This is a genomic window from Ralstonia edaphi, assembly GCF_958350185.1.
Taxonomy (GTDB): Bacteria; Pseudomonadota; Gammaproteobacteria; order Burkholderiales; family Burkholderiaceae; genus Ralstonia; species Ralstonia edaphi.
The window spans coordinates 210330-230893 of the sequence record NZ_CATWHI010000004.1 but is presented as its reverse complement, the minus strand read 5'-3'; the positions used below and the strand labels follow the sequence as shown (position 1 = coordinate 230893).

23 protein-coding genes are annotated in these 20564 nt (G+C 65.3%); 8 read left to right on the top strand and 15 right to left on the bottom strand.

The features are described 5' to 3' along the window. Nucleotides 1–47 precede the first annotated feature (47 nt). Together fliS and R2669_RS15900 are read left to right on the top strand one after the other, a co-directional pair. Nucleotides 48–485 carry a flagellar export chaperone FliS gene (gene fliS / locus R2669_RS15905; RefSeq protein WP_316874624.1) on the top strand — a complete coding sequence of 146 codons (438 nt, stop codon included), beginning with the start codon at nucleotides 48–50 and terminating at the stop codon, nucleotides 483–485. A 56-nt stretch (nucleotides 486–541) separates the two neighbouring features. Then, a complete protein-coding gene (locus tag R2669_RS15900) occupies nucleotides 542–898 on the top strand; it encodes a flagellar protein FliT (protein ID WP_027679883.1) in 357 nt (118 codons plus the stop codon). Here the strand turns inward: R2669_RS15900 and R2669_RS15895 are convergent. The 15 genes from R2669_RS15895 to fliE (R2669_RS15825) form a co-directional block, all read right to left on the bottom strand. After that, nucleotides 892–1974 (bottom strand): glycosyltransferase family 2 protein, encoded by a 1083-nt coding sequence (locus R2669_RS15895; protein WP_316901157.1) that lies wholly within the window; start codon nucleotides 1972–1974, stop codon nucleotides 892–894. The two genes, R2669_RS15900 and R2669_RS15895, sit on opposite strands and share 7 nt — an antisense overlap. After that, nucleotides 1971–2414 carry a MarR family winged helix-turn-helix transcriptional regulator gene (locus tag R2669_RS15890; RefSeq protein WP_316874622.1) on the bottom strand — a complete coding sequence of 148 codons (444 nt, stop codon included), beginning with the start codon at nucleotides 2412–2414 and terminating at the stop codon, nucleotides 1971–1973. The genes R2669_RS15895 and R2669_RS15890 overlap by 4 nt, the downstream gene beginning before the upstream one ends. A 64-nt stretch (nucleotides 2415–2478) precedes the next feature. Next, nucleotides 2479–2901: an organic hydroperoxide resistance protein gene (locus R2669_RS15885; protein ID WP_065855853.1), complete on the bottom strand. Its 423-nt coding sequence runs from the start codon at nucleotides 2899–2901 to the stop codon at nucleotides 2479–2481. Between the two features lie 153 nt (nucleotides 2902–3054). After that, on the bottom strand, nucleotides 3055–3381 hold the full coding sequence (fliE, locus tag R2669_RS15880; RefSeq protein WP_316901155.1) for a flagellar hook-basal body complex protein FliE: 327 nt from the start codon (nucleotides 3379–3381) through the stop codon (nucleotides 3055–3057). A gap of 18 nt (nucleotides 3382–3399) precedes the next feature. Beyond that, complete coding sequence (locus tag R2669_RS15875) at nucleotides 3400–4674, bottom strand: glycosyltransferase family 2 protein (RefSeq protein ID WP_316901154.1); 1275 nt, start codon at nucleotides 4672–4674, stop codon at nucleotides 3400–3402. Next, the gene (locus R2669_RS15870) at nucleotides 4671–5384 is read right to left on the bottom strand and encodes a WbqC family protein (protein WP_316901153.1); all 714 of its coding nucleotides are present in this window, start codon (nucleotides 5382–5384) and stop codon (nucleotides 4671–4673) included. The genes R2669_RS15875 and R2669_RS15870 overlap by 4 nt, the downstream gene beginning before the upstream one ends. After that, nucleotides 5381–5896 carry a GNAT family N-acetyltransferase gene (locus R2669_RS15865; RefSeq protein ID WP_027679890.1) on the bottom strand — a complete coding sequence of 172 codons (516 nt, stop codon included), beginning with the start codon at nucleotides 5894–5896 and terminating at the stop codon, nucleotides 5381–5383. Before R2669_RS15865 ends, R2669_RS15870 begins: the two co-directional genes overlap by 4 nt. Continuing rightward, nucleotides 5893–7080, bottom strand: a complete 1188-nt coding sequence (locus tag R2669_RS15860; RefSeq protein ID WP_316901152.1) for a class I SAM-dependent methyltransferase — start codon at nucleotides 7078–7080, stop codon at nucleotides 5893–5895. The genes R2669_RS15865 and R2669_RS15860 overlap by 4 nt, the downstream gene beginning before the upstream one ends. A 2-nt stretch (nucleotides 7081–7082) precedes the next feature. Then, a complete protein-coding gene (locus tag R2669_RS15855) occupies nucleotides 7083–7925 on the bottom strand; it encodes a phytanoyl-CoA dioxygenase family protein (RefSeq protein ID WP_316874613.1) in 843 nt (280 codons plus the stop codon). Continuing rightward, a complete protein-coding gene (locus tag R2669_RS15850) occupies nucleotides 7910–9061 on the bottom strand; it encodes a DegT/DnrJ/EryC1/StrS family aminotransferase (RefSeq protein WP_316901150.1) in 1152 nt (383 codons plus the stop codon). Before R2669_RS15850 ends, R2669_RS15855 begins: the two co-directional genes overlap by 16 nt. Further along, nucleotides 9058–9651, bottom strand: coding sequence for a dTDP-4-dehydrorhamnose 3,5-epimerase (rfbC, locus tag R2669_RS15845; RefSeq protein ID WP_316901147.1), 594 nt, complete (start codon nucleotides 9649–9651; stop codon nucleotides 9058–9060). Before rfbC ends, R2669_RS15850 begins: the two co-directional genes overlap by 4 nt. Further along, nucleotides 9648–10754 (bottom strand): CDP-glucose 4,6-dehydratase, encoded by a 1107-nt coding sequence (gene rfbG / locus R2669_RS15840; protein ID WP_316901145.1) that lies wholly within the window; start codon nucleotides 10752–10754, stop codon nucleotides 9648–9650. The genes rfbC and rfbG overlap by 4 nt, the downstream gene beginning before the upstream one ends. Next, nucleotides 10739–11512: a glucose-1-phosphate cytidylyltransferase gene (gene rfbF, locus R2669_RS15835; RefSeq protein WP_316901143.1), complete on the bottom strand. Its 774-nt coding sequence runs from the start codon at nucleotides 11510–11512 to the stop codon at nucleotides 10739–10741. Before rfbF ends, rfbG begins: the two co-directional genes overlap by 16 nt. Before the next feature lie 10 nt (nucleotides 11513–11522). Beyond that, nucleotides 11523–12632 carry a glycosyltransferase gene (locus R2669_RS15830; RefSeq protein WP_316901140.1) on the bottom strand — a complete coding sequence of 370 codons (1110 nt, stop codon included), beginning with the start codon at nucleotides 12630–12632 and terminating at the stop codon, nucleotides 11523–11525. A 33-nt stretch (nucleotides 12633–12665) separates the two neighbouring features. Further along, entirely contained in the window at nucleotides 12666–13007 is a 342-nt protein-coding gene (gene fliE / locus R2669_RS15825) for a flagellar hook-basal body complex protein FliE (RefSeq protein ID WP_316874606.1), read from the bottom strand. Nucleotides 13008–13290: 283 nt separating this feature from the next. Here fliE (R2669_RS15825) and fliF point away from each other — a divergent pair, with 283 nt between their 5' ends. The 6 genes from fliF (at nucleotide 13291) to R2669_RS15795 (ending at nucleotide 20506) form a co-directional block, all read left to right on the top strand. Further along, nucleotides 13291–15120, top strand: coding sequence for a flagellar basal-body MS-ring/collar protein FliF (gene fliF / locus R2669_RS15820; protein ID WP_316901138.1), 1830 nt, complete (start codon nucleotides 13291–13293; stop codon nucleotides 15118–15120). After that, nucleotides 15117–16109, top strand: coding sequence for a flagellar motor switch protein FliG (gene fliG / locus R2669_RS15815; RefSeq protein ID WP_027679900.1), 993 nt, complete (start codon nucleotides 15117–15119; stop codon nucleotides 16107–16109). The genes fliF and fliG overlap by 4 nt, the downstream gene beginning before the upstream one ends. A gap of 35 nt (nucleotides 16110–16144) precedes the next feature. Next, nucleotides 16145–16882, top strand: coding sequence for a flagellar assembly protein FliH (gene fliH, locus R2669_RS15810; RefSeq protein WP_316874603.1), 738 nt, complete (start codon nucleotides 16145–16147; stop codon nucleotides 16880–16882). Beyond that, nucleotides 16872–18308 (top strand): flagellar protein export ATPase FliI, encoded by a 1437-nt coding sequence (gene fliI / locus R2669_RS15805; protein WP_316901135.1) that lies wholly within the window; start codon nucleotides 16872–16874, stop codon nucleotides 18306–18308. The genes fliH and fliI overlap by 11 nt, the downstream gene beginning before the upstream one ends. A 108-nt stretch (nucleotides 18309–18416) precedes the next feature. Next, nucleotides 18417–18881 carry a flagellar export protein FliJ gene (fliJ, locus tag R2669_RS15800; RefSeq protein WP_004631467.1) on the top strand — a complete coding sequence of 155 codons (465 nt, stop codon included), beginning with the start codon at nucleotides 18417–18419 and terminating at the stop codon, nucleotides 18879–18881. Between the two features lie 38 nt (nucleotides 18882–18919). Then, nucleotides 18920–20506: a flagellar hook-length control protein FliK gene (locus R2669_RS15795; protein WP_316901479.1), complete on the top strand. Its 1587-nt coding sequence runs from the start codon at nucleotides 18920–18922 to the stop codon at nucleotides 20504–20506. The last annotated feature ends 58 nt before the right edge of the window (nucleotides 20507–20564 follow it).

Genomic DNA, 20564 nt, shown 5'->3' with positions numbered 1-20564 from the left:
TTAGAGCACAACCCAAAATAAAACACACCACAGCGAGGACCTTTTCCATGTACGCTGCACGCCGTGCCATCGGTGCCTATGCGCAAGTCGGCATCGAGACGTCCGTGGTTGACGCCAATCCGCACCGCCTGATCGCCATGCTGTTCGAAGGCGCGCGCGCCGCCATCAACCTGGCCGGCGCCGCCATCCAGCGCGGCGACGTGCTGGCCAAGGTGCGGGCGTTCGACAAAGCGATCTCGATCATCGGTCAGGGCCTGCAGGCCAGCCTTGATCACCAGCGCGGCGGCGACATCGCCGTGCAACTGAACACGCTGTACGACTACATGCTGCGCCGCCTGCTGGTGGCCAACGGCAACAACGATCTGACGATCCTCGCAGAGGTGGACGCCTTGTTGGTCCCGCTGCAGGATGCGTGGCTCGCCATCGGCCAGACCGGCCAACCGGCCGCCGCCGTGGCGAACAGCCACCTGAGCGTTGTGAGCTGACTGCCGGTCGTTTGTAAGAACGACCTTTGACTGAATTCGGCCCAACTGGAGCCAATATGCACCGCAACATCCCGATCAAGGACAGCGAAAGTCTGTTCACCTGCTACGAAGCCATTGCGCGCCTGACCGCTGAAATGGTCAGCGCGGCCGAAGTGGGTAACTGGGAAGTCGTCAGTACGCTGGAACGCGAAAGCGCCGCCTATGTGGATGCGCTGCGCCGTTCCGAACCGCATCCGCAGCTTTCGCGCGCAGACGTGGAGCGCAAGCGCACGCTGCTCGTGCGCATTCTGGAAGATGACGCCCGCGTGCGCGCCATGGTGTATCCGCGCCTGGACCGCCTGCAGAAGCGCATCGACACGGCGCGCCGCGCCACCACCGCAAGCAACGCCTACGGCAGCATGGCGCGTTATTGAATCGACGCGTCCTGCAGCTGTTTTGACAGCGTCAGATAGTGCTCGGACTTGCGTGCGAGCGCTTGGCTCTGCATCTGGTACACGATGGCCAGTTGCTGGGCAGCGAGGAAGCTGCCCCGGCCGATGACGCTGCCGTCCATCTCCGGCTGATCGCCGATCTCAAGGCAGCGGTTGAAGACCTGCTCTGCCAACGGTAGCCACCGGGCGCCTGCCTCATCAGGCTGCTTGGCCGCCGCATCCAGCAACACCAATCCCAGCGCAAAGCACAGATCCGGAAAATCCGGCCACGTCTGGATGGCCACGTCGCCTTGCGTGAGCGCCTCTTCAACGCGGTCGGCCTTGCCCAGGCTGTACACATATCGCAGCGCCAGGTTGCGACGGTAGGGCGCATCTGGCGCCGCCAGGCTGAAGGCGCGCGCGTAGTAGGTCACGGCCTTTGCGTAGTCTTCGTGATGCAGCTCGGTTTCCTTGCCGAGCTGATACAGCACGTATGGGTCGTCCGGCCGATGCGCGAGTTCATCGAGCAGCAGTTGCGTATTGCGCTCGCCTTTCTTCTGCATCTTCGCGGCGGTATAGCCGTCGTGGCGCACCACGATCGGCACGCGCGCCGCGGGCAAGGACGACACCGGCTGCTCATGGATGCGCCCCGTGTAGTGCACGCCACGCGGCAGCAGCCGCGGAATCCACGCAATCAACTGGCTGGCGGATTCGGTTGCATCGGTATCGTTCTTGACGCATACCACGCCGACGAACGGCTCCGCGCCGCTGAGCGTGCGCAGGTGCTCGCCGCCGCTTTCCAGCCATTCGTCTGCGTCGAGGATGAGGTTCCAGTCGGCATTGGCGGCCTGCAGCGCGGTGTTGCGCGCGGCTGAGAAGTCATTCGTCCACGCCACGTGGCTGACGAGCGCGCCGCACGACTCGGCAATGGCCACGGTGTCGTCAGTCGAGCCTGTATCCAGGACCACCATGCGATCGACAAACGGCTTGGCGCTGAGCAGGCAGCGCGCAATGCTGGCGGCTTCGTTGCGGGCGATGACCACCAGCGCCACATCGGCGGAAGCAGACGGTGCGCTCATTCGCGGTCGTCCGCCGTGGCCAGTGCGTCGAGCAGCTTGCGCAGCACGTTGCGTGTGGCGCCGATCTCGTCCAATTCCAGCGGAATCTTGCAGACGAGGGCTTCGGGCACCTTGGCGGCGCGCTCGCGCAGTGCGCGGCCGGCGCCGGTCAATTCGATGACGACACGGCGCTGGTCATCGGGATCGCGCGTGCGGGTGACGAGGCCTTGCTCTTCCAGGCGCTTGAGCAGTGGCGTCAGCGTGCCCGTATCGAGGTACAGCGTGCGGCCGAGGTCACCCACGGCGCACGGCGCCTGCTGCCAGCACGCCAGCATCACGAGGTATTGCGGATAGGTCAGGCCCAGTTCATCCAGCAGCGGGCGGTAGAGCCGCGTCAGCAGATGGCCGGCGGCATACAAAGGAAAGCAGAGCTGCTGATCGAGCGCCAGCACGTCGTTCACGGAAAACTCCCGGGGGGACGGTCTGGCGCCCGAGCGGCGAGTGCCGCATCGGCCCGGAAAGGGCTCAGCGCGTGACCGTGTTCAATTGGACGTCAATATTGCCACGGACGGCATGCGAATAGGGGCATACACCATGCGCGGCAGCCACAAGCGCCTCTGCCGTCGCCTGGTCGACGCCGCCCAGGGTGGCCGCCAGCGACACGGTCAGCGCAAAGCCGCCGTCTTCGCGCGGGCCGATGCCGACCGTGGCCGTGACCGAAGTCGATGCCAGCTTGATCTGCTTGGCACGTGCAACATGCAGCACAGCGTTTTCAAAGCAGGCGGCATAACCGGCGGCAAACAGTTGCTCAGGATTGGTGGCGGCACCGCCTGCGCCGCCAAGCTCGCGCGGCAGCGAGAGGGGCAGGTCGAGCGTGCCGTCGGCGCTGCGAACATGGCCGGCGCGGCCGCCTTCAGCGGTGACTTGTGTCTGGTAAAGCGTCTTCATGGTCGGGTCCTCTTATGGGGAAACCCGGTCGGCGACATGTCGGCCGGGAGATCGATAAAAATCGATGATGCAATTATATTGCGTGCAATATAAATGACAAGAGAAACCGCAAACCCTTCTCCGTGAGGGGGAAAACGGCGGGGCAGCGTGATGTCAGATCGACATGCTCATGATGCTTTGATAGGCCGAGACCAGCTTGTTGCGCACCTGCACGGCCGTCTGCATGTCGATGTTGGCCTTCTGCAGCGAGAGCATCACGTCGTGCAGGTCGACGTCGTTATTGCCCATTTCGAAGCTGCGGGAAATGGATTCGGCTTTCTGCTGTGAAGCGTCGACGCGGTCCAGCGACGACTTGAGCACGGAGCCGAAGTCGACGCTGGGTTTGCCGGTTTCGCCGCTGGCGCTGCTGCTGCCGACAGTGGACGGCGCCAGCACGCTGTTCATCAGCGAGACCACGGAATGGGCGTTGGAGAGATCCATGTGGGTGTGACCAGTGACTCAGGGGAATTTGGCGAGCGTTTCGAGTTCCGACACGAAGCGGACTTCGCGGCCGGCCGGCACCGCAATGTCCATCGGGATCGGCGTGACGACGATGGTGTGATGCGGAATGGCGTCATCGTCGTCGAGTACCAGAAACTCGGTGTCGGCAAAGCCGTGCGCGTGGTGGAAGACCTGCAGCGGTGCGCGGCGCAAGGTGGCGTACTTCGGCGGCTCGGGCTTGAACGGATCGAGCTTGGTCACGTATTCGAACGCGGCATTGACGCGGTACAGGTCATACGGTGCCGGCAGATCGGACACTTCACCCAGCGCGCGGACGCGGTTGGCGATGTAGTAGTTGTCGATCCAGTTGCCGCCTTCATGCGTGCGCAGGCGCAGGGCTACCTTCATGCGCGCCAGCACGAATTGGTTGATGGCGTTCAGCCACTCCGGCCGCTCGGCTGCCGGCAGCGTGTGCGAGAACTTGCCGAACAGGTATTCCAGGCCACCGCGATAGCGGTCCCACGCGTGTTTCACTTCTTCGTTGCCGGCCTGTGCGCGGGTCTCGTCGGCAAAGTAGCGCGAGACCGAGCGATAGAACGGCGTCTTGCTGAAGTACACCGCGCTGGAGCCGAGCATTTCCGCCGCATGCACGAACGCGTAGAACGCCGGCTCGGGCGCGCTGAAGTAGATGCGGTCCATCACCTCGCGGCGCGCCAGGTAGATCTCCGGAAAGAGGTGGTGCGACAACACCAGCGCCAGCAGCTTGGCGTAATCGTGCTGCTCGATCAGGTAGTTGTCGTCCTGGCGATAGAACATCGTGACGTCCTGCCGCGTCGGCAGGTCGTGAATGAACCACGGCGCAAAGATGACATCCACGCCCGGGTTGCGCTCGAAGATGTCGATGTTGTTGTTGATCTCGGCCAGGATCGGCAGGTCGTCGTCGGCGTGATAGAGCACGTACTTGCCCTGCGCGCTGCGATAGAGCTGGTTCAGGTTTTCCGCCGAGCCGAGGTTCGACGGGCGGCGGAAATACCGGATGTTCAGCTTGTCCTGATAACGGCCCACGACTTCTTCGGTGGCATCCGTCGAGCAGTTGTCGCCGATCAGCAATTCATAGCTGAACTTCAGCTCGCCAATCTGCGAGACGAGTTCTGCAAGCAGATTCTCGAGATAGCGGGCGCGGTTGTAGGTCGGGATGCAGACGCTCAGCGCAACCTGCTGGATGGCCTCCGCCTGCTTCACGGGCGCCACGTCTTGCGGCGCTTCGGGTTGGATTGCTTCGATTTCACTCATTGGATGAACTCGCGCCAGTGGAGGGTCTGAGGGCACATGTACTGCTTGCCGGCCGGGCCATGATTGGCAATCAGGTCCAGGCTGCTGACAAAGGGGGTGAACGCGCCATGCAATTGCGGATACGGCCGCATGGCGTAATTCATGTATTCGACGGCAACGCCTTGCTGCTCGAACTCGGCGTGGGCCAGGTAGTTCTTGGCACCGTGTCCGGTGATGTAGGTGTCGCCTTGCAGCTTCTTCACGATGGCGAGCACGCGGTCGGTGTTGCGGCCGGGGATGTCCAGTTCAGGCGCGTCGACAAATTTGCTGTCCAGGTCGATGCCCAGATAACGGCACACCGCGCGCATGGACGCCAGTGCCAGCGCGCCCATGTTGGTGTAGTCGGCTTCGTACACGGAGCGCACGAGCGCCAGCATGTCGCTTGCATGCGGCGCGGCCTCGTAGGCCTGCTCCAGCATGCGCAGATGCTGCGCTCGCCAGTCGACGTTGGTGGCGGGTTTGACTTCGTCGATGCGCGCACCGAGGTGGAACTTCTCCAGCGGCACCGTCATCCAGCGCGTGCCGGCCGGCTCCTTGATCTGCACGCGGTTGGTGAAGCTGCCCTTGGAGAACTGCACGTCGGCGTAATTGACGAGCACGTCGGCCAGCATGATCTGCTCGAGCAGACCGACCCATGGGAACAGCATCGGTTGTGTGATCACGACCTTCATGACGCCAGCATCCGTTCCATGAGGACAACGTCGTGCCAGCGGTTGTCTTGCAGGTAGTGGCCGGCCAACGTGCCGACGGTGCGGAAGTCGAGCTTCTCGTACAGCGCGATGGCGCGCGTGTTTTCGGCCAGCACTTCCAGCGTGATCTTGCGCAGGCACAGCGTTTCGCTGGCGTAGGCAAACGCGGCTTCGCATGCGGCCCGCCCGTGGCCCTTGCCTTGCGCGGACGACGCCAGGCAGATGCCCAGCGAAGCGTGTCGGTTGACCGCATCGATGTGGTTCAACTGCAGGTAGCCCAGCACGCTGTCGTCCGCCTGGCTGGCAATGACGAAGAGCACCAGGTCGCTCTGCTTCGATTTTGCGATCAGCCAGTCGCGCACGCTCGCGGCCGAGTTTGGCCGCGGGCGCGTCATCAGTTGCAGCTGCGTCGGCACGTCGTTGCGCAGCGGCAGCAGTTGGGCGATGTCGCTCTCGCGCCATTCCCGAAGGACGAGGGAGCCGCGCGCGATCATGGCTGGAAGCGGAAGTAGCGGAAGCGATTCGGATACGCGGCTTCCACGGTGTGCCGCACTTCATCGGCAATGACCGGGTTGACGGCCAGGTACACCACTTCAACTTCGTCCGGAATGCTGTCCAGCGCCACCACCGGTTTGCCCGCCAATGAGGACCCTTGCAGGTACGGATTCTGATCGACAAACGCGCGCAGGGCATGCGGCTGTTGCAGATTGCTCGCGGTGTAGGCGCCGTAGAAACCGGCACCGTAAATGACGGCGGGCGCGCTGCCGTGCTGCGCTTCAAAGTCCGTCAGATGGCTGGAGGCTTGTTGCCAGAAGTGGGCAAGCTTGCGCGCGGCGCTCTGCGTGTCGACCAATGCTTGTGCGTCGAGCACCGGCGCGACTTTGCTGTCGCCAGGCCGGCGCGCGGCGGTCACGACGAACGCGCCACGGTGGCTGTGCGCGTCCGCCTCGAGCAGGTCAAACCCGTGGTTGGCCAGCAGCGTCTGCAGCGACGTGTGCGTGAAGTGGTTGACGTGATCCGCCACCAGAAAATCCACCGAATTGGTGAACGTGTTCGGCACGATCGCGTACAGCACGCCGCCATCGCGCAGCAGGCCGTGAATGTTGCGCAGCGCCGTCGTCAGGTCGGGAATGTGTTCGAGCGAGAAGAACGAGCTGACGACATCGAATGAACGCTGCCATGCCGGCGGGATTGTGTACGTCGCCCATTGTTCGGGGCTCAGGAACTTTTCCCAGAAGCCGACGTAGCGGTCGCTGATGTCGAACAGGTGGACGTTCACGTCAGGGCGTTGCTGTTTCAGCAGGCGCATGGTCGCGCTCTTTGCGCAGCCGAAGTCGACCACGCGCGCGCCCTCATGCAACGCGCCTTGCAATGCCAGCTTGCGCTGGAACGTGGCGACCTGGTGATCGGCGCGGAAGATCTTCTGGCCGTTCTCGACTGCGTAGATCTGGTCTTCTTCCTCGCTGTTGACGAGGATGTCGTACTCGGTGTCGTAGAAGCTGCCGTTGTCACACAGCTCGGCGGTCTGGATGTGGCCGCACGCATCGCAGCAGAACACTTCCAGCGTGCCGTCCATGGCACGACGCAGCGAAGACAGCGAGCTTTGCGGCGCGGCGCGGTAAATCGGCTCGGCCAGCGGCTGCTGGCAGACATTGCAGGGCAGTGCAGCTTGGATCATGGTCAGGCTTCCACGGAGAGTTCGGGGTGGACGGTACGGAAGTCGACGCCGTTGGCGTACGAACCCTTCCAACCGTGCGAGCGCCCGGTCGGCTCGCAGAAATTGAAGTAGCGGAACTGCATCGACCAGCGCGAACGCTGGCTCGTGTTGTGGCCGGAGGCGTGCAGCACCAGGAAGTCGACCATCACCAGGTCGCCCGGCTTGGTTAGCGGTTGCACGTGCGGATAGCGCGCGAGGTAGCTCGCCTCGTCCTTGATCAGCAGTGCGTAGGCGCCTTGCTTGCCGGCGTTGTCCGGGTCGGCGCTGAAGACGGGCAGCGGGCCTTCGACGTGCGAGCCGGGGCAGAACTCCACCGGCCCGATCTCGGGCGTGATTTCGACCAGCGGGCTCCAGAACACCACGCCGTCCAGGCTGCGCAACTGGGCCGGGTATTCCTGATGCCAGTTGGCGCGAAATTTCTCTTCGCGCGGATTGTCGATGCGGATGCCGGAGCCCGCGTGCGCAATGCCGGGCAGCGCGCCTGGGCGCACTTCGCGAACGAGCTGCTCATGGCGCTCGTCGCCCAGCAGGCGGACAAACGCGGGGATCTGCTTGACGGCGTCGTACACCTCGGCGCCGTACTTGCGATTGGCCTTGATGACGGCCTGATAACCGTCGTCGAACCGTTCCGGCGCAAACGGCGCGCGCTCGATGTCGAGGCGGTATTTGTCGATCACCAGACCGATGATGTCGTAGCTGGCGCGCTGGATCGGCTCGATCTGCGACGGCGCGTAGAAGTCGCGCAGGATCAGCAGGCCGTCGCGCTGGAAGGTCTCGATCTGGTCGGGGCTCAGGATGCCAGGCATGTCAGCGTCTCCTGGTGGGCTTTCACGAGATCGAGCACCACGTTGCACACCGTCGCGATGTTCTCGCTCGACATGTCGTGATATGACGGCAGGTTGATGGCGCGCTCTGCAATCGCGTAGCTGTTGGGCGCGTTGTGGCGCCCGGTGGCCTCGGACGTGCCGAACAACTCGGTCTGGCTCAGCGGATAAAAGAACACGCGTGCATCGATGCCGCGCCGCGAGAACGCGGCCAGCAGCCCGTCGCGCGTAATGCCCAGCGCTTCGTCAAACACGACGGTGGGCATCCAATAGCTGTTGAGCGTGCCGGGTGCCTCGGGGTTGAGCGCAAGGCCGGCAACGCCGCCAAGGTGCGCCTGATACTCGGCAAAGATCTCGCGCTTGCGTGCAACGAGCGCGTCGATGCGCTCAAGCTGCGCGCAGCCGATGGCGGCCTGCACGTTGGAAATGCGGTACTTGAAGCCGATGAAGTCGGACCAGAACTGCTTGCCGCCCGGCACGCGGCCATGGTTGTTCAGCGTCATGACGCGGTCGTACAGCGCGCGGTCGTTGGTGACGAACATGCCGCCTTCGCCCGTCGTCATGGTCTTGGTGCCATGGAACGAGAACGTGCCGAAGATGCCTTGCGAACCCGTTGCGTGGCCGTGCCAGCGCGAGCCCACAGCCTCGGCCGCGTCCTCGATGACGGGAATGCCGTGGCGCTTGCCGATGTCCAGCAGGCGGTCCATCTCGCACAGGTTGCCGTAGAGGTGCGTGGCGATGATGGCCTTCGTGCGCGGCGTGATGGCCGCTTCCACGAGCGCCGGGTCCAGGCACCACGTGTCCGGCAGGATGTCGACAAACACCGGCGTGGCGCCCACGTAGGTGATGGGCGATGCCGTGGCGATCCAGTTCGTGTCGGCCAGGATCACCTCGTCGCCGGCGCCGATGCCGAGCGCGGCCAGGCCCATGTGCATGGCTCCGGTGCAGCTTGAGGTGGCAATGGCGTACTGCGTGCCGACAAATTCCGCAAACTGCTTTTCGAAACGGCTGATGTAGGCGTAGCACTGGTCGCCCCAGCCGTTGCGTGCGGCGTCGGTGGCGTATTCGACTTCCAGCTCGGTGATCGAGGGCTTGGAGTACAGGATCTTCTGGGTCATGGCTGTTCCTGCAGTTCAGGAGTCAGGGCACGCAACGTGATGCCCGCAAACGCGTCGGTCAGCGGTGGATGGTTGCGGTCCCGGTCTGAGCATTCGGTGATGGCAAGCGGCCAGGCAATGTCGAGCCGGCTGTCGGTCGGGTTGATGCCGTCTTCAGCGGCTTGCGCGTACGGCGTCGAGGTCAGATACAGCAGCTCGCAATCGTCTTCCAGCGCCTGGAAGCCGTGGGCAAAGCCGCGCGGCACCAGCAGGCTGTTGTGGCGTTCGGCGGACAACTCCACCGCATGCCATTGCAGGAACGTCGGCGAGCCTGCACGCAGGTCAACGGCCACGTCGAACACGCGGCCGCGCACGCAACTCACCAGCTTGATCTCGGCATGCGGCGGGTACTGAAAATGCAGCCCGCGCACGGTGCCGCGCTTGGCGGAATACGAGTGATTGATTTGCGCGATTGGGCTGTCAAAGCCGGCGGCGGCCAGTTCGTCTGCGCAGAAGAAGCGCGTGAAGTAGCCGCGATGGTCACCGATGACCTTGCGGTTGATTTCAACCACGCCGGCCAGCGGCGTCGGTTGGATGGTGAAGCGGCTCATGCGGCGCTCCTGAAAGGGGCAGCAGATGCGGCGGCGGTGAAGCGGTCGATCTGTTGATCGCACAGCGCGCGGGCGTCCGCAGTTTTTTCATGCAGATGCCGGTACCACGCGGCGGTCTGTTCCAGCGCGGTTTCGAACGGCCACGCCGTCTGCCAGCCCAGATGCTGGCGCGCCCGGCTGGCGTCGAGATGCAGCATGCCGGCCTCGTGCTTGCCGGCGGTGGCATTGGCGTCCAGCTGCCACATCAGCGTGAGCCAATGTTGCTGCAAGCCTTGCAACACCTGTTCGACCGTGCGCGTGGCGGCGCTGTCCGGGCCGAAGTTCCAGGCGGTTGCGCACGCGGCGTCACCGGCCAGCAGCCGTTGTGCGAGCACCAGATACCCATGTAGGCAATCCAGAACGTGCTGCCACGGCCGCGTAGCGTGCGGTGAACGGATGACCAGCGGCGTACCAGCACGCATCGCGCGCTCGGCATCGGGGATGAGTCGGTCTTCCGACCAGTCGCCACCGCCGATGACATTGCCTGCACGGCCGGTGGCCAGCAGCGGGCCGTTGGCGAAAAAGGCGCGTCGGTAGCTTGCGGCCACGAGTTCGGCGCAGGCCTTGGAGGCGCTGTACGGATCATGGCCGCCGAGTGCGTCGGTCTCGCGATAGCCCCAGGCCCACTCGCGGTTGTCGTAGCACTTGTCGGTGGTGGCGACCACGATGGCCGACAGGCCGGCGCAGGTGCGCGCGGCTTCCAGCACGTTCACCGTGCCCATCACGTTGGTGGCGTAGGTGCCGGCCGGGTCCTGGTACGACGCACGCACCAGCGGTTGCGCGGCCAGGTGAAACACCACGTCGGGTCGCGCCGCGGTCATGGCGGCACGCAAGGCATCCGCGTCACGGATATCGCCCAGCGTGTGGCCGGCCATGGCGGATTCCACCTCCGCCAGCGTAAAGAGATTCGGGCTCGTTTCGGGCGCCAGGCTGTAGCCATACACATCGGCGCCAAGCTGGCGCAGCCACAGAGCCAGCCAGCTTCCCTTGAAGCCGGTGTGCCCGGTCAGGAAGACGCGCTTGCCGGCCCACGCACGCGGGTCGAGCGTCACCACTTTTTCCACGGTGCACTCCCCGTTTGCCAAAGGGCTTCCAGACTGTTCTTGTCGCGCAGCGTGTCCATCGGCTGCCAGAAGCCGTGATGCTCGAACGTGTTCAGTTCGCCCATCTCGGCCAAGCGCGCCATGGGTGCGCCTTCCCACGGCGTGTCTTCGCTCGCGATGTATTCGATGACGGACGGATTGAGCACGAAGAAGCCGCCGTTGATCCAGCTGCCGCCGTCGCCGGGCGGCTTTTCGGTAAAGCCGGTCACGCGTGCGCCGTCGCGCTGGAGCATGCCGTAGCGGCCCGGCGGCTGCACGGCCGTCACGGTGGCCATCTTGCCGTGCGCGCGGTGGAAGGCGATCTTGCTCGTGATGTCGATGTCCGACACGCCGTCGCCGTAGGTGAAGCAGAACGGCTCGTTCGGGTCCAGATAGGCGGCCACGCGCTTCAGGCGCCCGCCGGTCTGCGATTGCTCGCCCGTGTCGACCAGCGTGATGCGCCACGGCTCGGCATGGCGCTCGTGCACGGTCACTTCGTTCTTCGACATGTCGAACGTCACGTCCGACATGTGCAGGAAGTAGTTGGCGAAGTATTCCTTGATGACGTAGCCCTTGTAGCCAAGGCAGATGATGAAGTCGTTGATGCCGTGGGCGGCATAGATCTTCATGATGTGCCACAGGATCGGGCGGCCGCCAATCTCGATCATCGGCTTGGGCCGCAGGTGCGATTCTTCGCTGATGCGCGTGCCGAGGCCCCCGGCCAGGATGACTGTCTTCATGATTGCGTGCTCATGCGGCGGCGACTGCGCTGCGTTCCTGCATCTGCCGCGCGAGGTCGGAATATTGGTTCGACTTGATGGCCAGCGTGTCGGCCAGGGCGCGGTAGGTCAGCGCCAGGTACTTTGCGGCGGCAAAGCTGCCGCGCCCGAATACGGCGGCGTCCAGCTTGGGCTGCTCGCCAATCTCCAGGCACTTCAGGAAGGCGTTTTCCGCCATCGGCAGCCATTGTTTTTCGGCCTCGGCCGGGTGCTTGGCGGCGGCTTCAAACATGAGATGGCCGAGCAGGTAGAAGTAGTCCGGCGAGCCCGACCATTCGTCCATCCACTCGCCGGCCAGGGTGATGGCCTCGTCGAGTTGTCCGGTCTGGCTCAGGCACGCGAGCAGGCAGATACACAGGTCGTGCCGATAGGGCGACTGCTTGGGTGCCGTCGCCACGGCGCGCCGGTAATACTCTGCGGCCTGGGCGGCGTCGCCCTGGTTGATCTGGAAATCCTTGCCGAGCTGGTAGAGCACGTACGGATCGTCCGGACGCGCGGCCAGCTCCAGCTGGAGCAGGGTGTGGTTGCGCCCGCGCTTCTTCTCGAGCTTGACGTCGAGGTAGCCGTCGTGGCCGATCACCAGCGGCAGGCGAACCCGCTGCAGGTCGGCGTCGGGCTGCTCGTGGATGCGGCCCTTGTAACGCACGCCGCCCGGCAGCAGGCGCGCAATCCAGCTGTTGGATTGCTCCACCTTGCCCGAGACCTCAAACCCGCTGCGGATGCACACCACGCCCAGCAACGGGCCGAAGGTGCAGGCGTCGCGCAGCTCGTCCGTGCCGGCCTCGATCCATTCGTCGGCGTCCAGCACGAGGTTCCAGTCCGCATTGGCGGCGGCCAGCGCGGCGTTGCGGGCGGCCGAAAAGTCGTCCACCCACGTGAAATGGTGCACCTGGGCGCCGCACGCCTTGGCGATCGCCACGGTGTCGTCGGTCGAGCCGGTGTCCAACACGATCATGCGGTCGACGTGCGGCTTGGCGCTCATCAGGCAGCGCTCGATGCAGGCAGCCTCGTCGCGGGCGATGACGACCAGCGCAAGACTGCTCTTGACGGGCTTGGCGCGGTGTTTGGCGTGTTTGGACATGCGGCGCGAAAAAAGAAAGCGTGAAAAGTGACGTTAGATCGACATACTCATGATGCTCTGGTACGCCGAGACAAACTTGTTGCGCACCTGCACCGCGGTCTGCATGTCAATGTTGGCCTTTTGCAGCGAGAGCATCACGTCATGCAGATCCACGTCGTTGTTGCCCATTTCGAAGCTGCGCGAGACGGATTCGGCCTTCTGCTGCGACGCATCCACCCGGTCCAGCGACGACTTGAGCACCGCACCGAAGTCGACGCTGACCTTGGCGTCTTCGCCCGTGCCGGAACCGCCCGCCCCAATGCCGCCCACCGTCTTGGACGGCGCCAGCACGCTGTTCATCAGCGAGACCACTGAATTGGCGTTCGTAATATCCATGTGAAGACAACTCCTCTTTTGCTCTGACTTGCTTGCGGCGCCGTTGCTTGACTGCCTGGGCCGGCTTTTCTGGGCGTTTTCCGCCTCGGCCGGCTGGTCGCCATGGCGCCACGGTGATGCAAAGGTAGCCGCCCGGCCGCCGTTCCCAAGCGCCCAAAAGAACGGGAAAACGCCCTCTTCTTGGCAATTTGCTTGCGCACCCGCTGCCGATAATGGCAACCACGGAGCCATGCCCAGACGTTGGGCGAGCGCTCAAGCAACGTAGTCAGTCAGGAGATTTGGGATGCCAACGACAGCCGATTCGGTTGCTGTCGCCGACACGCTCGGTACGGTCGATATGCCGGCGGTGGGCCAGGGCGCGATGACGCGCCAGAAAGCGGGAGGTGCAGGTGCGCTGGGCGCCCTGGGCCCGCTCGGCCGTTTGTCGCCGCGCCTGCTGATGATGATCGGCGGTGCCGCGCTGGTGGCCGTCATTGCCGCCGCGATGCTGTGGAGCCGCGCGCCGGACTATCGCGTCCTGTACAGCAATGTGTCCGACAGCGACGGCGGGGCGATCATCGCCGCACTGCAGCAAATGAACGTGCCGTACCGCTTTGCCGAAGGCGGCACCGCCATCATGGTGCCCGAGGCGAGCGTGCATGAAGCGCGTCTGAAGCTCGCTTCGCAAGGCCTGCCCAAGGGCGGCCAGGCCGGCTTCGAGCTGATGGAGAACCAGAAATTCGGCACGAGCCAGTTTGCCGAGCAAGTCAATTACCAGCGCGCCCTGGAAGGCGAGCTGGCCCGCACCATCCAGGCCATGCAGGAGGTGCAGTCCGCCCGCGTGCATCTGGCGATGACCAAGCCGTCGGTGTTCGTGCGCGAGCAGGCCAAGCCCAGCGCCTCGGTGCTGCTCAAGCTGTATCCGGGCCGCATGCTCGACCGCTCGCAGGTGCAGGCCATTGGCCACCTGGTGTCGAGCAGCGTGCCGAACCTGCCGCTGGCCAACGTGACGGTGGTCGACCAGTCCGGCCGTCTGCTGTCGTCGTCGTTCCAGGACAACGCCTCGGGTCTCGACCCGACGCAGCTGAGCTACGTGCGCGACGTCGAGCAGGGCTACATCAAGCGCATCGAAGCCATCCTCGGCCCCGTGGTGGGCGAAGACAACGTGCGCGCGCAGGTGACGGCCGACGTCGATCTGGACAACACCGAGCAGATGGCCGAGACGTATCGTCCCAACCAGGACCCGGCCAACGCCGCCGTGCGCAGCACGCACACCGCCGAAGCCACGCAGAACAAGGCCGACGCCCAGGGCGGCGTGCCCGGCGCGCTGTCCAACCAGCCGCCGACCGCGCCGCGCATGCTGCCGACCGCACCGGCTCCGGCCTCACAACCGGTTGCAACGGGCCCGAACGGTCAACCGCAGCAAGCGGCGGCTGCCAACTCGAGCGGCACCGCGACCACCGGCAATTCGTCGAGCACCCGCGACACCACGACCAACTACGAAGTCGACAAGACCGTGCGCCGGACCCGCGCCGCGGTGGGCACCGTGCGCCGCCTGTCGGTGGCCGTGGTCGTCAACTACCGTGGCGACGGCAAGACCTGGAAGCCGCTGTCGGAAGCCGAGATGACCAAACTCAACGCGCTGGTCAAGGACGCCGTGGGCTTTGACGCCAAGCGTGGTGACTCCGTGAACGTGGTCAACAGCCAGTTCTCGGGCACGCTGCCGATGGCCAAGGACGACCTGCCGCTGTGGAAGCAGCCGGAGATGATCCAGTACGGCATCCAGGGCGCCAAGTATCTGGCACTGGCCATCGGTTTCCTGATCCTGGTGTTCGCGGTGATCCGTCCGGCGATCCGCTCGATGGGCAAGAAGGACGAGGCGGCCACGGCCACCTTTGTAGGCCGCGAAGGCGAAGACCCGAACGCGCCGATCATCACCGGTGCCGCGGCTTCGGCCGGGCCGGAGCTGGAAGGCCCGGCGGCTGCCGGCGCCGAATCCGAAGAGCTGCCGGACGCGCTGCCGCAACTCAAGAACAACGACTTCGAGAAGAAGCTCGAGACCATGCGCCGCGTGGCGCAGAGCAACCCGCGCGCCGTCGCGGCCGTCATCAAACAATGGGTGAGTAACGAATGAGCGCCGAAGGACTCCAACGCAGCGCCATCCTGATGATGTCGCTGGGCGAAAGCGAAGCCGCCGAAGTGCTCAAGCACCTGGGCCCGCGCGAAGTGCAGAAGCTGGGCGCGACCATGGCCGCGCTGAAGAACGTCTCGCGCGAGCGTGTGCTCGACGCCTTTGATGCGTTCTTCGTTGAAGCCGAAGACCTGCCGCTGGACGTGGATTCGAACGAGTACATCCGCACCGTCTTCCGCAAGGCACTCGGCGACGACCGCGCCGCCAACATCATCGACCGCATCCTCTCGGGCGGTGACACCAGCGGCATCGAAGGCCTGAAGTGGATGGATGCATCGTCGGTGGCGGAACTGATCCGCAACGAGCACCCGCAGATCATCGCCACGATCCTGGTCCACCTTGACCGCGATCAGGCTTCGGAAATCCTCACGTATTTCACCGAGCGCCTGCGCAACGACACCATCCTGCGTATCGCCACGCTCGACGGCATTCAGCCCAGCGCCCTGCGCGAGCTGAACGACGTGCTGACCAAGCTGCTGCAAGGCAACGACCACCGCAAGAAGAACGCGATGGGCGGCGTGCTCACGGCAGCGGAAATCCTCAACCTGGTGCCGAGCGCCGTGGAAAGCTCCGTCATCGAAGGCGTGCGTTCGCGCGACCCGGAACTGGCCGACGCCATCGTCGAGAAGATGTTCGTGTTCGACAACCTGATCGATCTGGACGGCCGTGCACTGCAGACGCTGCTGCGCGAGATCAGCCAGGACGTTCTGGTGGTGGCGCTCAAGGGCGCCAAGCAGGAGTTCCGCGACAAGGTGTTCGCCAACATGTCGCAGCGTGCCGGCACGATGCTCAAGGAAGAGCTGGAAGTGCTCGGCCCGGTCAAGGTGTCGGAAGTCGAAGCGCAGCAGAAGGAAATCCTGGTCGTTGCGCGCCGCCTGGCCGACGAAGGCGAAATCACCATCGGCCGCAAGGCGGAGGACGCTTATGTCTGACCGTGCGGGCCGCTTTGTTTTGATGGGGCGCTGAGATGCCGCGTCCGCCGATCATCCCGCGCGACACGCTGGTCGAATACCAGGCGTGGGAGCCGACCGACTTCCGGCGGCAGGCCGCAGAGGCCGCTGCTGCAGCCGCGCCGCCGCCTCCGCCGCCCGAGCCCGAAGAGCCGCCCATTTCCGAAGAGGAATGGCAGGCCGCGCTGGACGCGGAGCTTGCCACCGCCCGCGACGAAGGCCGCCGCGATGGTTTTGCGCAAGGCTTCCAGGATGGCTTTGAACAAGGCCGCCGCCAGGGCGAGGAAGATTCCAAACACATCGCCGCGCTGATGCAATCCGTGCGCGAGGCGATCGACCAACTGAACGGCAGCGTTGCCGAAGAACTGGTGGATCTGGCGCTGCAACTGGCGCAGCAGTTTTTGCGCGGCGCACTGCATGCGCAGCCCGAACGCATCCTGCCGATGATTCGCGAAGTGCTGGGCGATGCGCCGACCGCACCCGCGCCCGCCATGCTGCGCGTGCATGCCGATGATGCCGAGCTGATCCGCCAGACGCTGGGCACCGAGCTGGCCGCGGCCGGCTGGACGCTCATCGTCGATGCCGCCATCGAGCGCGGCGGCTGCCGTGTGCAGACCCGCTTTGGCGAAACCGATGCCACGCTGCAAACCCGCTGGGCTGAACTGACCCGCGCGCTGGGCCGCGATACCGCATGGCTTGCCAGCGAACGCTCGGAAGCCGAACGCGTTGCAGGAGGCGCACTCCATGTCGCCTGAGATCGTGCAGCCCGCCGCCGGCAATCCGAACGTTCGCATGTGGCAAGCCCACCTGCAGCAGACCGCGCAGCGCGCGCGCCTGGCGCGCCCGGTGGTGACGTGCGGCAAGCTCACGCGCGTGGCCGGCCTCGTCATGGAAGCCGTTGGCCTGAAGTTGCCGGTCGGCAGCGCGTGCCGCGTGGAACTCCCGCACGGCCGCCACGTGCTGGCCGAAGTGGTGGGCTTTGCCGAAGAGCGCGCCTTCCTGATGCCGCAAACGGATCTGGTGGGCGTGGTGCCCGGTGCGCGCGTGTTCCCGCTGGAGCCGCAACGCCTGCCGGTGTCGAGCGAAGACGGCGCCGATCCGACGATTTCGCACAGCAAGTTCCTGCCCGTGGGCCCGCGCCTGCTGGGCCGTGTGGTGGACGCCAACGGCGAGCCGCTCGACGGCAAGGGGCCGCTGGGCGCGCACGAAGATCTCGCCTGGGGCACGTTGAACCCGGCACCGCTGAACCCGCTCAAGCGCAAGCCGATCGAGCATGTGCTCGACGTGGGCGTGCGTGCCATCAATGGTCTGCTGACCGTTGGGCAGGGCCAGCGTCTGGGCCTGTTTGCCGGCTCCGGCGTGGGCAAGAGCGTGCTGCTGGGCATGATGGCCCGCTACACGCAGGCCGACGTGGTGGTGGTCGGCCTGATCGGCGAGCGCGGCCGCGAAGTCAAGGAATTCATCGACGAGATTCTTGGCGACGAAGGCCTGGCGCGTTCAGCCGTGGTGGCTGCGCCGGCCGACACCTCGCCGCTGATGCGGCTGCAGGGCGCCGCTTACGCCCACACGATTGCCGAATACTTCCGCGACCGCGGCTGCAACGTGCTGCTGATCGTCGATTCGCTCACGCGTTATGCGATGGCGCAACGCGAGATCGCCCTGGCCATCGGCGAGCCGCCGGCCACCAAGGGCTATCCGCCCTCGGCGTTTGCCAAGCTGCCGGCGCTGGTTGAGCGTGCCGGCAACGGCATGGTCGATGCCAACGGCCGCGGCGGCTCCATCACCGCGTTCTACACCGTGCTGGCCGAAGGCGATGACCAGCAGGACCCGATTGCCGATGCGGCGCGCGCCATTCTGGACGGCCACTTCGTGCTCTCGCGCAAGCTGGCGGAGCAGGGCCACTACCCGGCCATCGATATCGAACAGTCGATCAGCCGCGTGATGTCGGCCATCGTGCCGCGCGAGCAGCTCGACACGGCGCGCCGCTTCAAGCAGCTCTACGCCCGCTATCAGCGCAACCGCGACCTGATTGCCGTGGGCGCCTACGCGCGCGGCAGCGACCCGGTGACCGACCAGGCCATCGCGCGCTACCCCGACATGGAAGCGTTCCTGCAGCAGGGCATGTTCGAGAACGAAAGCCGCGAGCACACGCTGCAGAAGATGCAGGGAGTGCTGGCGTGATGTGCCCGCTTGACACTGTGAAGCCGCAAGCGTTGCGCAAGCCGGAGGCTAAAGCCGCCGGGTTTGCGTCCGATGGGTTGATGTAACGGGAAGCTGGAGGGTCCACTGATGACCACCATGAACAAGCCGTTCCGCCTCGAAACCGTGCTGGAACTGGCCCAGAAGGACACCGAGAAAGCCACGCAGGAAGTCGGCCGCCTGATGAACACGCGCGAGGCCGCCACGCAAAAGCTGGCGCTGCTGTCCGACTACCGCAACAACTACCACCAGCAGATGCTGAGCACAGCCGAAGGCGGCATGGACGTTACGCGCCTGCGCAACTACGCCGCCTTCATCGACCGCCTGGGCAATGCCGTGCACCAGCAGAAGGGCACCATCAACGCGCTGGAACAGCAGCTTGCAATGAGCCGTGCCAACTGGCTGGAAAAGCAACGCCGCGAGCAGTCGTTCGACATCCTGCGCCAGCGCCACATTGAAGAGCAGCGCCTGGACGAAGAACGCCGCGCCCAGCGCGACAACGACGAACACGCCGCCAAGGTGATCCGCATGCGTGCGGCGCAGGGCGGCAATTGAAGACGAACGCGAACACGCAGTCGCAAGATGGAGTCAACGTGGGCTTGAGTGCCACCCCCAACACCGCCGCCAAGGACCTCGGCGCCATGCTGTCGGCCGGCAATACTGCCGCCGCTGACAAGACGCAGGCTTCCTCGTCCGGCACCGATACCTTCGGCAACCTGTTGTCGGACCGTCTGGCCCAGGAGGCCGCACGCCGTCGCGCCGATGCGCAATCCGCCGCCGACGATGCCGGCCGCCGCGCCGATATCGCGCGCAAGGACGTCGCCCGCACCGGCGCCGCGCGCACCGATCAGGATGCCAAACCGGCGGACGACAACACGCCGGAGCAGGCCATCACCACGCCTGTTACCAGCACCGCCGATACGGTCAACGCCAAGCCGGCCCAGCCTGCCGGCGCCAAGGATCTCGATACCGCTGCACAGCAGGCGGTGGTCGACCCGGCTGCCCAACTGGCGGCTCAGATCGAAGCCGCACGGCAGGCCGCGCAGCAGGCGGCCGCAGTCGTGCCGCAGCCGGTTGCGCAACCGGCGCCCCAAACGAATACCAAGGCCGATACCGACGCCGCAACGCCGGCTGTCGCCAAATCGTCGGCAAGTGACGCTGCTGCTTTGGCTGCCGCAAACGCTGCGGGCAACGAGGCGGCCAACGCGGCACAGGGCACCTCAGATCCGGCCATGACGGCACAAGCTGCCCCGGCTGGCTTGCCGGCGGCGCAGGACGCCAAGGCCAACGCTGCAAACACGCCGACGCCGCCCGCCACCGCGCTGCCCGACAGCGGCACGCTGGCCCAGACCATGGCCCGCACGCGTGCCGTTGCCGACAACACGCCGCCCGCCGTGCGCCAGCTCGGCAGCACGTCGTCTGCGCAGGGCGCCAATGCCGACCACGGCCTGCCGCGCCGCAGCGACCTGAGCGCACGCAACACCGTCACGCAGACGCCCACGGCAGCCGTGGCCGATGCCACCAGCCACGCCAGCAATGGCGGCAACACCGACAACGCTGGGGGCGGGCAGGCCAACGCGCAGGGCAACGGTATGCAGTTCCAGGGCGTGCTGTCGCGCGCCAACGGCGACGCGGGCATGGCCGCGCCTACCTTTGCGGGGGGCGGTGCCAACGCAGGCGCTGCGGCAGGTGCATCGATCACGCCGCAGCAAATCCACACGCTGCCCACCTTTGGCGACGCCGCCTGGCCGCACAGCATGGCCAGCCAGCTCGCCTTCATGCAGGTGCATCGTCAATCATCGGCCGAGCTGCAGCTGAATCCGGCCGAGCTGGGTGGCATGCACGTCAAGCTGGAGGTGGACAACGGCGCCGTCAACGCGAGCTTTGTCTGCCAGCACCAGGCCGTGGCCGAACTCGTGCAGGACGCCATGCCACGCCTGCGCGACGCCATGCAGCAAGGCGGGATGCAGCTTGCGCAAACGTCCGTCAGCACGGGCGACTTCAGCCAGCAGCAGAACGCATCGCAAGGTGCGTCGGCGCAAAACCAGGGTGGCGGTTCGGGCAACGGTGGCAACGGCGGCCGTTATGGCAACGGCGGCTCGCAAGACCGCGCCGATACGCAGACGGTGGCACCGCGCCGTGTTTCGACCCACGAAGGCGCGATCGATACATTTGCTTGACGATGACGGGCGGTGCCTAAAGTTTGATGCAAGCCTGCCGTTAGTACGCAGGAGTGCC

Bases quoted from the DNA above. Each gene is read 5' to 3' on its own strand.
- fliS (WP_316874624.1), top strand. From the start codon at position 48: ATGTACGCTGCACGCCGTGCCATCGGTGCCTATGCGCAAGTCGGCATC.
- R2669_RS15900 (WP_027679883.1), top strand. From the start codon at position 542: ATGCACCGCAACATCCCGATCAAGGACAGCGAAAGTCTGTTCACCTGC.
- R2669_RS15895 (WP_316901157.1), bottom strand. From the start codon at position 1,974: ATGAGCGCACCGTCTGCTTCCGCCGATGTGGCGCTGGTGGTCATCGCC.
- R2669_RS15885 (WP_065855853.1), bottom strand. From the start codon at position 2,901: ATGAAGACGCTTTACCAGACACAAGTCACCGCTGAAGGCGGCCGCGCC.
- fliE (WP_316901155.1), bottom strand. From the start codon at position 3,381: ATGGATCTCTCCAACGCCCATTCCGTGGTCTCGCTGATGAACAGCGTG.
- R2669_RS15875 (WP_316901154.1), bottom strand. From the start codon at position 4,674: ATGAGTGAAATCGAAGCAATCCAACCCGAAGCGCCGCAAGACGTGGCG.
- R2669_RS15870 (WP_316901153.1), bottom strand. From the start codon at position 5,384: ATGAAGGTCGTGATCACACAACCGATGCTGTTCCCATGGGTCGGTCTG.
- R2669_RS15865 (WP_027679890.1), bottom strand. From the start codon at position 5,896: ATGATCGCGCGCGGCTCCCTCGTCCTTCGGGAATGGCGCGAGAGCGAC.
- R2669_RS15860 (WP_316901152.1), bottom strand. From the start codon at position 7,080: ATGATCCAAGCTGCACTGCCCTGCAATGTCTGCCAGCAGCCGCTGGCC.
- R2669_RS15855 (WP_316874613.1), bottom strand. From the start codon at position 7,925: ATGCCTGGCATCCTGAGCCCCGACCAGATCGAGACCTTCCAGCGCGAC.
- R2669_RS15850 (WP_316901150.1), bottom strand. From the start codon at position 9,061: ATGACCCAGAAGATCCTGTACTCCAAGCCCTCGATCACCGAGCTGGAA.
- rfbC (WP_316901147.1), bottom strand. From the start codon at position 9,651: ATGAGCCGCTTCACCATCCAACCGACGCCGCTGGCCGGCGTGGTTGAA.
- rfbF (WP_316901143.1), bottom strand. From the start codon at position 11,512: ATGAAGACAGTCATCCTGGCCGGGGGCCTCGGCACGCGCATCAGCGAA.
- R2669_RS15830 (WP_316901140.1), bottom strand. From the start codon at position 12,632: ATGTCCAAACACGCCAAACACCGCGCCAAGCCCGTCAAGAGCAGTCTT.
- fliE (WP_316874606.1), bottom strand. From the start codon at position 13,007: ATGGATATTACGAACGCCAATTCAGTGGTCTCGCTGATGAACAGCGTG.
- fliF (WP_316901138.1), top strand. From the start codon at position 13,291: ATGCCAACGACAGCCGATTCGGTTGCTGTCGCCGACACGCTCGGTACG.
- fliG (WP_027679900.1), top strand. From the start codon at position 15,117: ATGAGCGCCGAAGGACTCCAACGCAGCGCCATCCTGATGATGTCGCTG.
- fliH (WP_316874603.1), top strand. From the start codon at position 16,145: ATGCCGCGTCCGCCGATCATCCCGCGCGACACGCTGGTCGAATACCAG.
- fliI (WP_316901135.1), top strand. From the start codon at position 16,872: ATGTCGCCTGAGATCGTGCAGCCCGCCGCCGGCAATCCGAACGTTCGC.
- fliJ (WP_004631467.1), top strand. From the start codon at position 18,417: ATGACCACCATGAACAAGCCGTTCCGCCTCGAAACCGTGCTGGAACTG.